General features: G+C 37.4%; 11 protein-coding genes. 3 read left to right on the plus strand and 8 right to left on the minus strand.

Annotated features, from left to right (window positions below; genetic code table 11):
* Positions 1–808: 808 nt before the first annotated feature.
* Together NBH15_RS14910 and NBH15_RS14915 are read right to left on the minus strand one after the other, a co-directional pair.
* On the minus strand, positions 809–1,426 hold the full coding sequence (locus tag NBH15_RS14910; protein ID WP_250822966.1) for a Crp/Fnr family transcriptional regulator: 618 nt from the start codon (positions 1,424–1,426) through the stop codon (positions 809–811).
* Between the two features lie 373 nt (positions 1,427–1,799).
* A complete protein-coding gene (locus NBH15_RS14915) occupies positions 1,800–2,633 on the minus strand; it encodes a hypothetical protein (RefSeq protein ID WP_250822967.1) in 834 nt (277 codons plus the stop codon).
* A 220-nt stretch (positions 2,634–2,853) separates the two neighbouring features.
* On the opposite strand from NBH15_RS14915, the gene NBH15_RS14920 reads away from it, so the two are divergent.
* Together NBH15_RS14920 and NBH15_RS14925 are read left to right on the plus strand one after the other, a co-directional pair.
* Entirely contained in the window at positions 2,854–3,489 is a 636-nt protein-coding gene (locus NBH15_RS14920; protein ID WP_250822968.1) for a porin family protein, read from the plus strand.
* Between the two features lie 122 nt (positions 3,490–3,611).
* Positions 3,612–3,998, plus strand: coding sequence for a hypothetical protein (locus tag NBH15_RS14925; RefSeq protein WP_250822969.1), 387 nt, complete (start codon positions 3,612–3,614; stop codon positions 3,996–3,998).
* A 30-nt stretch (positions 3,999–4,028) separates the two neighbouring features.
* Here NBH15_RS14925 and NBH15_RS14930 read toward each other — a convergent pair whose 3' ends face one another.
* From NBH15_RS14930 to NBH15_RS14950, 5 genes are all read right to left on the minus strand, one after another.
* The gene (locus tag NBH15_RS14930; RefSeq protein ID WP_250822970.1) at positions 4,029–5,267 is read right to left on the minus strand and encodes a C10 family peptidase; all 1,239 of its coding nucleotides are present in this window, start codon (positions 5,265–5,267) and stop codon (positions 4,029–4,031) included.
* A gap of 418 nt (positions 5,268–5,685) precedes the next feature.
* Complete coding sequence (locus NBH15_RS14935; RefSeq protein ID WP_250822971.1) at positions 5,686–6,264, minus strand: hypothetical protein; 579 nt, start codon at positions 6,262–6,264, stop codon at positions 5,686–5,688.
* Positions 6,265–6,354: 90 nt separating this feature from the next.
* Positions 6,355–7,044: a chymotrypsin family serine protease gene (locus NBH15_RS14940; protein WP_250822972.1), complete on the minus strand. Its 690-nt coding sequence runs from the start codon at positions 7,042–7,044 to the stop codon at positions 6,355–6,357.
* On the minus strand, positions 6,992–7,360 hold the full coding sequence (locus NBH15_RS14945) for a hypothetical protein (RefSeq protein WP_250822973.1): 369 nt from the start codon (positions 7,358–7,360) through the stop codon (positions 6,992–6,994). The genes NBH15_RS14940 and NBH15_RS14945 overlap by 53 nt, the downstream gene beginning before the upstream one ends.
* A 1,022-nt stretch (positions 7,361–8,382) precedes the next feature.
* Positions 8,383–8,646 (minus strand): tetratricopeptide repeat protein, encoded by a 264-nt coding sequence (locus NBH15_RS14950; protein ID WP_007655146.1) that lies wholly within the window; start codon positions 8,644–8,646, stop codon positions 8,383–8,385.
* Positions 8,647–8,803: 157 nt separating this feature from the next.
* Between NBH15_RS14950 and topA the strand changes: the two genes are divergently transcribed.
* Positions 8,804–11,152, plus strand: a complete 2,349-nt coding sequence (topA, locus tag NBH15_RS14955; RefSeq protein WP_186959827.1) for a type I DNA topoisomerase — start codon at positions 8,804–8,806, stop codon at positions 11,150–11,152.
* Positions 11,153–11,350: 198 nt separating this feature from the next.
* Here topA and argS read toward each other — a convergent pair whose 3' ends face one another.
* A complete protein-coding gene (gene argS, locus NBH15_RS14960) occupies positions 11,351–13,144 on the minus strand; it encodes an arginine--tRNA ligase (protein WP_128134801.1) in 1,794 nt (597 codons plus the stop codon).
* Positions 13,145–13,425: the final 281 nt, after the last annotated feature.

Genomic DNA, 13,425 nt, shown 5'->3' on the forward strand with positions numbered 1-13,425 from the left:
GTAATACTATAAAAACAAGATAAATAAGGTAACTTTTTTGGATATAGTTATAGGGTAATGGTTTGATTATACGTGTATTATGTGAAAGCCTGATAGTGTAGCTGTGTATTTGACGAAACATTATTGTGAAATTCCAATATAGGAAGAATTGAGCTATTCGGTAGAGAAAGTCGCAGAAATGGTCGGTTTCAATGATACGCCCATCTTTCACAAACGTTTCACGGAATAATAAAGGGGTAAACCGCTTTTAGAGATAAAAGAAAAAATGGTCAACCCGATATAGTTTTAAATGTAAAATCCAGTCAATCCACTTCAGGAGTAAGACAAAAAACAGACAACCAAAATTAGGTTACTACACTATTTATCTGAAAACCCGTTTTAAACGAGCACTAACTTCGTTTTAAACGGTTTTTTTCTCGTTTAAAACGGGGTTACAGTCCGTTTAAGACGAATTTCATCTCGTTTAAAACGAGATTTTTGCAACACTATTTTGGACTGTATGGAACATTTCTTTACCCGATACGAAACGTTTGTCCTGTATTAATGCTGTATATTTACTCATATCTTTTAAATTTTCAGCAAAGACAGTAAATTTGTACCATTTACGCAAATGATTTAAAATATATTTGTTCACCAGCTGATAGACCGGCCTGGATGATTATATATACAAAATGATATTTTGTTCCAGGTTGAAGGTGACAGATTCGTACCCATGTACAGCTCTGGAACTATCAAAATGATTATTGATGTAGGAGGATGGCCGACAGTCACTTGGAGCAACTGCGGCCGTAAACCGATTATTGTTCGTCTATTTGTTAAGAATAATTCTTCTTCGTATTTGGCTTAATGTCTGAGGGGTAATCCCTATATAACTAGCTATATATTTTAACGGTATTGCTTTGATAAGTTCTTTATTCCTATTAAGAAGATCTTTATAAAGATCCTCACAAGATAATCCTAATAGTTGTGTTTCTCGGTGAAGTAGACTTGTAAAGGTTTCTTCTAAAAAGACTCTAGCTATTTTATTCAAATTCAATGATGTATTATATAAATGAGCGAGATCTTGTCTGGATAATTTCCAAATGGTACAATCGGTAATGGCTTGTATATTCATATAAGATGGTTTTTTATTTTTGAGTGAAAAGTATGAACTTGCGAACTCACCAGGAACAGCAAACCAAATTGTTTGTTCTTTGGTACTATTTTGATGGCAAATTGTCCAATATCGTAAAAAGCCTGCTTCTATAAAATAGATATAATTTTCGTAATCTCCACTTTTTATCGTGAAGTCATTTTTTTTTACTTTTTCACGAATAAAATGTTCACAAATAAACATTTGTTCGTCTTGGGTTAGTCGTATACCTGTATTTAAGGAATCTATAACATTTGCTGCTTGTTCTATAAGTAAGGCTATGTTCGTTTTCATGTATATCTGTGTTTAAATGGTTTTGAATTACAAAATTTATAGAAAGATACAGGAAAACACTGACAAAAGAAGGTAATTGGCATTGACCTAAATAATAACAGTACATCCTGTATCTTATACTGATACAAGCGTACACGTCTGTTATTATTTTTATCTAAGTGCCAACTTTTTCTTTTGTCAGACGAGAACAATTATAATGGAAATACAATATTGTATTTTCAGATTCTGGGCGTAAAGGTATTGTTTAATGTTTAAAAAAACAAATCTTGTAGTGGCTGATTTTCAATAAATCCTTGCTTTCTTAGAAGAATGTTAGCATTTGGCTAGAGATAAAAAAAACCGAAACTTTTTAGTTTCGACTTTTTTATTTCAATTATCCCACCTCTGGAAGTTGATCTTTACGGCAGATATAGAATTTACAGGACGATATTCTATCATTCCATGAGTCTTTTCGTGGTGCAGGTTTGGGTTTAGAGTCATAGAATAATGCTTTCAGACTAGCATAGACAAACTCTTTATCATAATAATCGGCAAAGAAATAGAATGAATGACCTTTGTAGTGAGCATCTTCATATACGACAAGTAATGAAATTGATGCAGGGTCACCGTAATAATACTGTATTTTCACTGAAGAACATTTGTCATTAAAATTATCAAAACTCTTTAATCCTTCTATATCATAACGATCAGTTGTTTTACTTAAAAATAGTTTGCAACTTCTGTCTTCATAATTAGTATCATCATATAACCAAGCCCTAGCTAAATAATTTAGGGGGTTGTTTTCCCAATCGTCTTGGGGATCACCATTGCCATCAATAAATCCGATCCATCTAGGGTTGGGAGTTGGGGTATTATTTATCCGACCCTCTAAGTTCTCAGCCAGAATTGACTCATTATCAAAATATTCTATGAATCCATCGTGACGAACAAGCGCTGATGTTGATTCTAATGATTGTAACTTATCATAAACTTGTTTGACTTCAGGATTTTGTATTTCTATATGAGTTTCATATTCTAATGCCGTTGAGACATATTGTTGACCTTGATAGATAAATTTTAACTCGATTGTATCAGGTGCTAATACAATCGATTTTGTTGTTGGACTTACTACATCATTATTGTTGTCTTCACTTAAAATCTCATCTGAATTACAAGAGAATAAAGAGTAACTACAAACCGCTAATGTCAATAAATAGATCTTTTTCATATCAATAGAATTAAAAATTTTGGACAAAACTAGAGACGATTTATTAATAATCTTTCATTCATAGTTTAAATATTATTAAATACCCTGAATACTGAATCTAAATTAAAAAATGAGTAAGCAGTATTACTATTTTTTTTCATTTATATAAAGTACAAGGGTCGTTATAAGACAAATATCGTATGTTTGTATTCTGATGTTGAATTTTTAAATGTAGTTAGGTATGAAAAGGTTATTTTTTTTGTTTATCTTATTTATTTCAAGTATCGAAATTAATGCACAATGGTCTATTTCTCCTGAAATCGGTATAGCTTCAGTTAAGAGAAATGATTTCGGGGACAGCTGGGGGACAGGTATAAAGGCCGGTCTTGGTGTAGGTTATCAATTTCAGACGAATTTAGGGTTAAAAACAGGTCTGTATTATGCTACACGTGGATATAGTTTAGGGGCAGCTTTCGGGCATTATGAATATCCATCTGATGATTATTTCCATGAACTTGCATTCGAAAACAAATTGAGAAGAAACTTTCTACAACTTCCAATTATGTTAAACTATTCGCTTCCTTTAAGCAAAGACGTAACATTTAATTTTGCCGCAGGCCCTTATCTTGGTGTTAGTGTAAAAGATTATTGGACTGGAGGTTATTATACGGAAGAACACGATAAATCTGTTTTTGATGGACTTAGGGCATTTGATTGGGGTGTATCTGCTACCGCTGGCATAGATGTACATAACTGGATAATGTCAGTCGGTTACGATCTATCTCTAGGGAAAGAGGACAAAAGTTCCGGAATAAACGCGAATTATCATTCTATGAGTTTTAATTTTGGTTACAAATTTTCTTTTCCAGGTAAGTGATAGGCCTGTTCGCAATATTTCCTTTGTATAAATTCTGTATAAAGTATTATGAATGTGCATCGTTTGCCTAATAATATGCATCTATATATTATATGTAAGTTTCATATAAAATACAATATAAAATGAGTTTACGATATCTGTTTATACAAGCTATAATAGTTACCTTTATTGCGTCCGGTTGCTCCAAAGACGACTTTACTACAACTTCAACTCCTGTTTATTTCGGGGAGAGTAATATTGTAAATTTGAGTTCAAGTGAACAAGAAACCGAAGTTAAGGCAAGTTATCCTCATTGGCGAATTATAGACTATAAAGAGGATGGCACTAAAATACCACGCGATACAATAAGCGGAGATTGGTATAAGTTAATCAGAAATAATAATGGAGAATCATTATATATTAAAGTTAATGAAAATAGAGGAGAAAAACGAAGTTTGATAATCCGTATTATTAATGGGAACTATAATACACATGTTGCTCTTTCACAAGATGGAGGAATTAAGTACTGAAGAATATAAAAGTATATTGAATTATCTCATTTAACCAACTGGAAGTGGAGTAATAGATTCATTGATGTATATTTGAACATTATTATCAAAATACGGTTGTTGATTTTTATCAGGTTGTTCCATTGTTTCAGGAGTAAACCAACTATCAGTATAATAACCGCCATCAACATAGTCACTATAAATACCCTGTCCCCAATTACAATGAACCATTGTGACCTCTGATTTTAAAACATCTATTTGCACGCCGTCCCAAATCCACACATGCCCAGTTTGTGGGCTTTTTCTCATTCCCGCTGTGATGTGAACGTTCCCTCTCATTATATTATTGGCCATTTTGTTAATATCAACATTTTTGTCATTCCAGATTTCTGTTGAATAGCCGTGTACGTTTGTTAGATATTTTCCTATTTTGGTTGGATCTGGTAAATCTGTCTTATCTACATACCATGTAACGCCTATACCATAGGCAATTTCACTACATAATTGACTTACCTGAGAAACCATTTCCGTATTTTGGGGATCAATTCGTGGTTTTGTTTTCAGTCTGAGAAATTCATATTTGTAATTTGATTTAAATTTTCCATAATGAGTTACAGCCTGTGCTGTTGCAATAGTCGAGCATCCAGCATAGGCATGTCCTCTTAAATCAATATCATCATTCAATTCAGGATATGCTTTACATTTGTTGTTATATGGATATTCTTGATCCCAATGAGTCATAATATGCGGGCCATACGTAGTCATAAAAGCTCGTGTGTGAGCTTTTGTTGTATGGGTATTATAATAATTTTCCAAATCTTTTTTTAAAACAGAAGGTATTGATTTGATAATACATGCCAAAGGATAAATTTTTGCTGTATCTGTGATATGTCCTCTCGAATAAAGGTAAACTTTATTAATTCTTTCATCTGCTGTCACGATAGAATACCCTGGTGTGCCATCTTCTTCGTGGAAGTTTACAAGGTACATATCAACACTTGTTGTATCGGGGGATTGTTGGTTATTAGAACGAGTACTTATATTTTCAAATGAAAACTGATAAGTAGATTTCTGACAGCCATCGATTGTAATATTGTTAAATGAAAAATCAGTTGATTTTGTCTTTTCATTAACAAGGGAAGCCTTAAAGGATTTTACAAGATCAATGGTCTTATCTTCTATTCTTAAAGCAGCATCGGAAGTTGTGTGTAACTTTTCGAGATCTGTTTGTTCACAACTACATAAGCCTAGCAATAAGAATGCTGGTAAAAATTTGAATATTACTTTCATATTTTGATTTATTTAATTTGTGCGGCAAATATATTTTTAAGAAGTTTCATATGCAATGAAGGTGAATGAATTTCTACAGATGGAAAATGAATGAAAATTAATTAATCGATATTTGATACCTGGTTGACTGGCCATCCGTCTGAAGCCAGACCTGGATCAGGATCGATGACCAACGTTCCGGAGGACGGTCGGCCATCCTGTTTTCATTGTAGGTCAATTATTCGATTATCTTGGGATCGGCTCGGTCGAGCGCATGACTGCACGATCAAGAATTGAATATTTACGTTTAATCAGGGATCAAATCAAGTGCATAACGATGGGGTGTATATCCCGGACTGGCGTTTTCATGGATGCTCTTCAGTACGTTCAATTTAATCTGTCTTTATGTATCTGTTTAATAAGTTTGATTTTGGAAGGTTTACTCCGCTATACCCCCAGGATATCTGTTTTTCTTAGTTAGACCTATGGCTGGTGAATCCGTTATTTCTTTTCTAAATTCAGAGGCCTTTTGATATGAATTATCTTTTAAGTAAACTAGAACTTTATTTCCATATATATCGAAATGTTCTATATTCTGAGTAACATTATTCTTTTTGTGAGTATTTATATAGTCAGTGATTGTTTTTTTTACATTCAAAAGTTCTTGATATGCATATTTTCCGTAGTCCATAGAAAATTGATTACTCTCTAGTCTTTTGGCAAATTCATCTCTATATTTTAAAGTATCATCTCCAGCTATTAGAATAATCAGATTATTGTTACTTCTATTGATCGTATATCCTGCATAATATGAAAGATAATTGCCTTCGAAAGATTTATCCAGTTTCGTGATGATAGGTTTTAAGTTGTCATTTACGCCGGAGTTAAAGTCCTCAAAATGATTGACTACACTAACAAATTTTTTTGTTGATGATACCTGCATTGATTTATCTGTTTTAGTTTGTTTATGACAGGATATTACCATTAATAATAATACATAAGTAACCAAATTTTTCATGAGAGAAAATGTTTTAATAGTTTCTTAAATGAATAAAGGGATTGTATCAACAGTATCTCATACCCTGCTTGGCACAATTCCTTTTTAATATCAATACATTGTTAATCCTAACGCATTATTGATAGATGTTGCTGGAACATAATGTTTACTTGCACTATCTGCACCCGCATGTATGCCTAAGATATTATTTCCAGATGTAGAATATACGATACCGCCACTGTCGTCATCTGAAGAATCATAACTACAACGTACGATACTAGTTAAGTATTCATATCTGCTTTGATGTTTGATCCATAAAGATGCCGAAACATTAGTTGCTGTTATTGAACCAGTTTTTCTACCTGTTGATTTACCTTCTTTAGCTACACTTAACCCTACATAAGGGAAACTTAATCCTCCTAACGAGTAACCTGCTTCGGTTACATTCGACAGATAGTATACGGAATTAGTAACGGGACAAAATGCAGCGTCTACTGTGCCGTCTGTATAAGATACGGTTACAGAGCCGAGCTCATCTTGATAATATCCCCAATAAAGGGTTTTTCCAACTGATGCTAAATGCCCAGAGGTTACAATACCTTGCTGTCCATTGCGCCGAGCCCTATATCCGATAGATCCTTCAACTGCGTTGGTATGAATTATACCTCCAGGTCTTACGTCTGCTTGTGGCTGATCAACTTTTTTAAATACTAAATAAGGGGTATCCGCAAATTCACTTTTAAATTTTTCAATATTTTGAGAAGTACAGTTTCCTAAACCTAATATATATGCGATTTTCATTATCTAATATTCCAAAAGAATATAACTCAATGCTTTCCGCTACTTTGACCTTGTTTTCATCTGTCAGCAATACATTCAAATTATCAATTGTTTCTTTTAGAGTATTATATGAATAATCACATGTCGCGAGTTTAAAATTATTGCTCTTTGTTCTTTTTGTTAGAGCATTCTTATGTTCAAGGGTATCTCCTGTGATGAGTATTGCAAAATTATTATCTTCATCAATATATCCACCGCCATAGTAATCTGGATAGGTTAAAGCAGCAGAGCGGGTAATATTAGTTTCAAAGGACTTTGCTAAATTATCGCCAATCATTTTTGCATCATTCTAGTTTACAACGTTTATTTCTGAAGCAGATGTAGTGATATCGCCCTGTTCATCTAATATATTGTCGGAGCAGGATGCTGTCATAAGTATAGTGGCAGCAAATAATAGATACAATTTTTTATTCATGTTGAATTATTTAATTAAACAAAAGCAGAGTGTATCAAATTTGATATAAAAAATTAATACAAATGATGTAATACATTTGTGAAACTAAAACGACTAGCCGAGTGCATTTATCCTCAAATGTAAATAAAGTATTTATATATGAGGATATTTTATTCAAAAAAACAGGAAATATAAAAAATATGAATCTGTATTAATTTGTATAGGTAGTATATGAACCTATATTAATGGCTATTGATAACAGTAGTAATTATCGATCATCCTGAAGGAGATCCGGCCATCGATCCGGGATCTCTTCCGGAACACCGGCATTCAGCCTTGTTCTTGGCCGACGGCCATCGAATTTTAATCTACTAGACAAAACTCCTGTAACGGGAAACATTCTTTTTATCTTTGTACAGTCGAATACAGTCGTAATACAACAATGTTTTTACATATATAGTTGAGATAAATTTTCAGCTGTGAAACCTTGGTCGGGAATTATGGTCGTAATAAGACATATTAGAATAAAAAGCGTTTAGCTGATTTCAGTGCAGAACAAAAGTCGAAAATTTAACACGCACTAAGAAAACAGTATAGACATCCTTCCGTATATGCGGGAGTGGCGTTTCCTGTTTGTGCGTGTAGGGCTTCGATTCCCTGTTCTGCGGATAGGTTAAGCCCTTCTGCCTCTTCTATTTTTATAACCATCCAATTCTGGGGATTGATGGATGGATTAACACAAGTAGAAAAAATTGAGCCTGTTGGTGATGTTATGGACCCGAAGGGTTCACAGTTAGTCCTTTCAGGACAAAGACACTGTCTGTGATAATCCGCGTGTTCCGTGTTGTCCGTGTTCCTTATATATTCATATGCCGGAGGCTGCACCTTTTTTTATAAATTGCCTCTTAGTGATTGTACATATCTTTGTTATAAAAATCTAATATTTTGATCTGGGCATTATAGGCGGTTTGTGCCGGACTGTCGGGGTTTAATTCGATAGCCATGAGGTAGTTGTTGAGTGCCTGGCGAATATCGCCCATCTTGCGGTATACGTTTCCGCGCAGATAATACGCTTCATCGTCTGAATCATTTTTTTTGATGTACTCGTCCAACAAATGGAGTGCTTCGTCTGTTTTATTATCGTTGATAAGTTGTCTGATAGTTTCCATATTAAAATAATGTGATATTTTACGGACAAAGATAATTCTGAAGACGTTACATACATAATAATCACGGTTTAAAAAACTGTTTTTTTGTTACTGATGTACGGTTACGTTAATTATTTGTGTATGTTTGCACTCGATTTCTAAAAAGTGAAAAGTGATTATGCAAAAGAATCTGGTAATAGTGGAGTCACCCGCCAAGGCAAAAACCATTGAGAAATTCCTCGGAAAAGATTTCAAGGTCATGTCGAGTTACGGGCACATCCGCGATTTGAAGACAAAAGAATTTAGTATAGACGTAGAACACGATTATGCTCCGCAGTACGTGATCCCGGCAGATAAGAAGAAGCTGGTTTCCGAATTGAAATCCGAAGCGAAGTCTGCCGAACAGGTATGGCTCGCATCCGATGAGGACCGCGAGGGAGAAGCTATATCCTGGCATCTGTACGAAGTTTTGGGATTAAAACCGGAAAATACAAAACGTATTGTTTTCCATGAAATTACCAAGAATGCTATTTTGCATGCGATTGAAACACCGCGCGATATTAATATCGATCTGGTAAATGCCCAGCAGGCACGTCGTGTATTAGACCGTATCGTGGGGTTTGAACTGTCTCCTATCTTATGGAGAAAGGTAAAGCCGGCTTTGTCTGCCGGACGTGTGCAGTCGGTAGCTGTCCGCCTGATCGTGGAACGTGAACGCGAGATCAACGAATTTGTGTCGGAAGCCGCTTACCGTGTCATTGCCAATTTCATACTTCCTGACGGAACAACGATCCTGAAAGCGGAGTTGAGCAAGCGTCTGAAGGATAAAAAAGAGGTGATGGAGTTTTTGGAATCCTGCAAAGCAGCCTCTTTCTCTATTGACGAGATCACTAAGAAACCGGTAAAGAAATCACCTGCACCTCCTTTTACCACATCCACTTTGCAACAGGAAGCCGCCCGCAAACTGGGTTATTCTGTTTCTCAAACCATGATGATTGCACAGCGTTTGTATGAATCGGGATTGATCACTTATATGCGTACCGACTCGGTCAACCTGAGTGACCTGGCATTGGGTACGGCTAAGGAAGCTATTCTGGATACTTACGGGGAGAAATATTATAAATTCCGCCAGTATCATACAAAGAGTAAAGGTGCGCAGGAAGCGCATGAAGCGATCCGCCCTACTTATATCAGTAATACGGAAATCAGCGGATCGGCGCAGGAAAAGAAATTATATGAATTGATCCGTAAACGGACGATTGCGTCACAGATGGCTGATGCTGAACTGGAGCGTACGACAATCTCTGTTTGCATCAATAATAAGAAAGAAAAATTCGTGGCTGTCGGTGAAGTGATCACTTTCGACGGTTTCCTTCAGGTATATCGTGAAAGTTACGATGACGAAAACGAAAAGGAACAGGAGAACGGTTTATTGCCGCCGGTTGAGTTGCATGAAGTGTTGACACTGAACGATATTGTGGCTACGGAACGTTTTACGCAACGTCCTCCGCGTTATACGGAAGCCAGTCTGGTTCGCCGCCTGGAAGAATTGGGTATCGGACGTCCTTCTACCTATGCTCCGACTATTCAGACGATACAGAATCGTGAGTATGTGATTAAAGGAGATAAGGAAGGGGTAGAGCGTATTTATAGCGTGATCACACTTGCCAAAGATAAGATAAAGGAAGCTGACAAGAAAGAGATTGTAGGTGCCGACCGTAATAAGTTGATGCCGACCGATATCGGTACTGTCGTGAACGACTTTTTGATGACTTATTTCCCGGATGTGTTGGATTATAACTTTACAGCCAGTGTGGAAAAAGAATTCGATGCTGTTGCTGAAGGAGAAATGGTTTGGACGGAAGCGATCGATAAGTTTTATAAGCTGTTTCATCCGATCGTAGAAGAGACGGCTGCCATAAAGACGGAACATAAAGTGGGAGAACGCCAGTTAGGTGTGGACCCGAAGAGTGGAAATCCTGTATTTGTAAAGATCGGCCGTTATGGTCCGGTCGTACAGATCGGACAGGCTCATCCGGATGATAAGGAAGCGCCGAAACCTCAGTTCGCTACATTGATGAAGGGGCAGTCTATTGAAACGATTACACTGGAAGAGGCACTGAAGTTATTTGATCTTCCCCGTACCATCGGTGAATATGAAGGAAAAGATATGGTTGCAGCCGTAGGCCGGTTCGGACCGTTCATCCGTCATGACGGCAAGTTTATCTCTATCCCGAAAGATCTGAATCCGCTTTCCATCACCGCGGAAGAAGCGATCGAACTGATTGATGAGAAACGGAAAAAAGATGAACAGCGTTATCTGAAGAAGTTTGACGAGGACCCTGAACTGGAGATCCTGAATGGACGTTATGGTCCTTACATTACGTATAAGAAAGCCAATTACCGGATACCGAAGACGGTTACCCAGCCGGAAAAACTGACTTATGAAGAATGTATGAAGATCATAACCGAAGCAGCGGAGAAACCTGCTACACCGAAAAAGCGGACAACCAAGAAGAAAGCATAAGTAGGTAGCTCTTCCGGGAATAACACTTACGGAAAATTATAGACATCGTCCCCGGGTGGGACAGCGCTTGCAGAAAATTATAAGCGTTGTTCCCCCCGGGGATTGCATTTACAGAAAATTATAAGCGCCATCCCCAGAGAGGACAGCGCTTACAGAAAATTATAAGACTTATTCCCGCTTTGGACAGGGCATTTTCCTTTACATTCTTTCCGGAACTTCGATGCCCAGTAACGACATGCCTGATTTTACGACTTTGGCAACATTTTCAGATAATACCAGACGGAATTGTTTGATTTCCGGATTCTCTTCACGGAGGATAGAGAAGTCGTGGTAGAACTGGTTGTATTCTTTTACCAGGTCGTAAATGTAATTGGCAATATAAGCCGGGCTGTATTCTTTCCCTGCTTCTTTAACTGTTACAGCGTAATCGGCAATCATCTGGACTAACCCTTCTTCTTTTTCAGAGATGGGAGTATTGGCCGGCAATTGTTTCGGTAATACGATGCCTTGTTCAGTAGCTTTTCGTAAAACAGAACGGATACGTGCATATGTATATTGTATGAATGGTCCTGTATTTCCGTTAAAATCGATAGACTCTTTCGGGTTGAAGGTCATATTTTTGCGCGGATCGACTTTTAAGATGAAGTATTTCAGAGAACCTAATCCGACAATGCGGGAAATATTGGCAGCTTCTTCCGGAGTCATTTCATCCAGTTTACCCAGTTCCTGCGAAATTTCATGAGCAGTACCGATCATTTCTTCCATCAGGTCGTCTGCATCGACAACCGTACCTTCACGGCTCTTCATCTTGCCTTCCGGAAGTTCTACCATTCCGTAAGAGAAGTGCACCAGACCTTTTCCGAATTCAAAGCCCAGTTTATCCAGTAAGATGGAAAGAACCTGGAAATGATAGTTCTGTTCGTTTCCGACTACATAGATCATTTTATTGATCGGATAATCGTCGAAGCGTAACTTGGCTGTACCGATATCCTGTGTCATATATACGGAAGTGCCGTCGGCACGGAGCAGTAGCTTTTCGTCCAGTCCGTCCTTGGTCAGATCGGCCCATACGGAACCGTCTTCGCGGCGGTAGAAGATACCTTTTTCAAGACCTTCCATCACTTTGCCTTTACCTTCCAGGTAGGTTTGTGATTCGTAATAGATCTTGTCGAAGTCTACGCCCATCATCTTATAGGTTTCATCAAAACCGGCATATACCCAACTGTTCATTTTCTCCCATAAAGCACGGACTTCAGCGTCGCCGGCTTCCCATTTGCGGAGCATTTCGCGGGCTTCGGCCATCAAGGTCGACTGCGCTTCTGCCTCTTCTTTGGTCAGGCCCTTTTCTTCCAGTTCTTTTAACTCCTGTTTGTAATGTTTGTCAAACAATACATAGAAATCACCGATCAGGTGGTCACCTTTCTTTCCGGATGATTCGGGAGTAACGCCCTCGCCCCATTTCTGCCAGGCAAGCATGGATTTACAGATATGGATACCGCGGTCATTAACAATATTGGTCTTGACTACTTTGTTACCGTTGGCTTTCATGATCTCAGACAAGCTGTAACCCAACAGGTTGTTACGTACGTGACCCAGGTGTAACGGCTTGTTTGTATTGGGTGAAGAATATTCGATCATCACCAGCGGAGATTGTTCCGTAACGGGAACTATTCCGTATGAAGGTTGCTCATTGATCGTGTTCAGCAAGTCGATCCAGCACGGGCCGGCAACAGTCAGGTTCAGAAATCCTTTGATTACATTGAACTCAGATACGGCCGGTTCGTTTTTCTGCAAATATTCGCCGATTTCCTGTGCTGTTTGTTCCGGCGATTTCTTCGATGCACGAAGGAATGGGAATACAACCAGGGTAAGATGTCCTTTAAACTCTTTTTTTGTCTTCTGTAACTGTATCTGGGCGGCAGGAACTTCTGCTCCGTACAGTTCTTTTATGCCGGCAATGATCGCACCGGTAATCTGCTGTTCAATAACCATATTCTTACTTCTATATATTCGGATTTTATTTTGCCTGCAAAGGTACATGATTATTTTCTAAAAACCTGCGTCCGGCTATTCCGAATTAGTAGTTTGCCTGTCCTTTGCCGTATCCTCCAAAAGAGAGGAAATCGGGTTTACATATTTGTTGATAATATTTACAAATCGTACGGTATGAGTGTGTTTGTTTTTCACTTTTTGCAAATAAAGTTGAATTGCTTAACGCTTGTTTCGAAAAGTGTAAGCGATTTGTGCTTTCCCTTTGAAATGGGTAGTGATGG

Origin of the sequence: Parabacteroides caeci, assembly GCF_023656795.1 — a bacterium.
Lineage (GTDB): Bacteria > Bacteroidota > Bacteroidia > Bacteroidales > Tannerellaceae > Parabacteroides > Parabacteroides segnis.

Excerpts from the sequence above, each read along its gene's own strand:
- topA (WP_186959827.1), top strand. The coding sequence starts at position 8,804 with ATGCAAAAGAATCTGGTAATAGTGGAGTCACCCGCCAAGGCAAAAACC.
- NBH15_RS14915 (WP_250822967.1), bottom strand. The coding sequence starts at position 2,633 with ATGAAAAAGATCTATTTATTGACATTAGCGGTTTGTAGTTACTCTTTA.
- NBH15_RS14910 (WP_250822966.1), bottom strand. The coding sequence starts at position 1,426 with ATGAAAACGAACATAGCCTTACTTATAGAACAAGCAGCAAATGTTATA.
- argS (WP_128134801.1), bottom strand. The coding sequence starts at position 13,144 with ATGGTTATTGAACAGCAGATTACCGGTGCGATCATTGCCGGCATAAAA.
- NBH15_RS14930 (WP_250822970.1), bottom strand. The coding sequence starts at position 5,267 with ATGAAAGTAATATTCAAATTTTTACCAGCATTCTTATTGCTAGGCTTA.
- NBH15_RS14945 (WP_250822973.1), bottom strand. The coding sequence starts at position 7,360 with ATGATTGGCGATAATTTAGCAAAGTCCTTTGAAACTAATATTACCCGC.
- NBH15_RS14925 (WP_250822969.1), top strand. The coding sequence starts at position 3,612 with ATGAGTTTACGATATCTGTTTATACAAGCTATAATAGTTACCTTTATT.
- NBH15_RS14935 (WP_250822971.1), bottom strand. The coding sequence starts at position 6,264 with ATGAAAAATTTGGTTACTTATGTATTATTATTAATGGTAATATCCTGT.
- NBH15_RS14950 (WP_007655146.1), bottom strand. The coding sequence starts at position 8,646 with ATGGAAACTATCAGACAACTTATCAACGATAATAAAACAGACGAAGCA.
- NBH15_RS14920 (WP_250822968.1), top strand. The coding sequence starts at position 2,854 with ATGAAAAGGTTATTTTTTTTGTTTATCTTATTTATTTCAAGTATCGAA.
- NBH15_RS14940 (WP_250822972.1), bottom strand. The coding sequence starts at position 7,044 with ATGAAAATCGCATATATATTAGGTTTAGGAAACTGTACTTCTCAAAAT.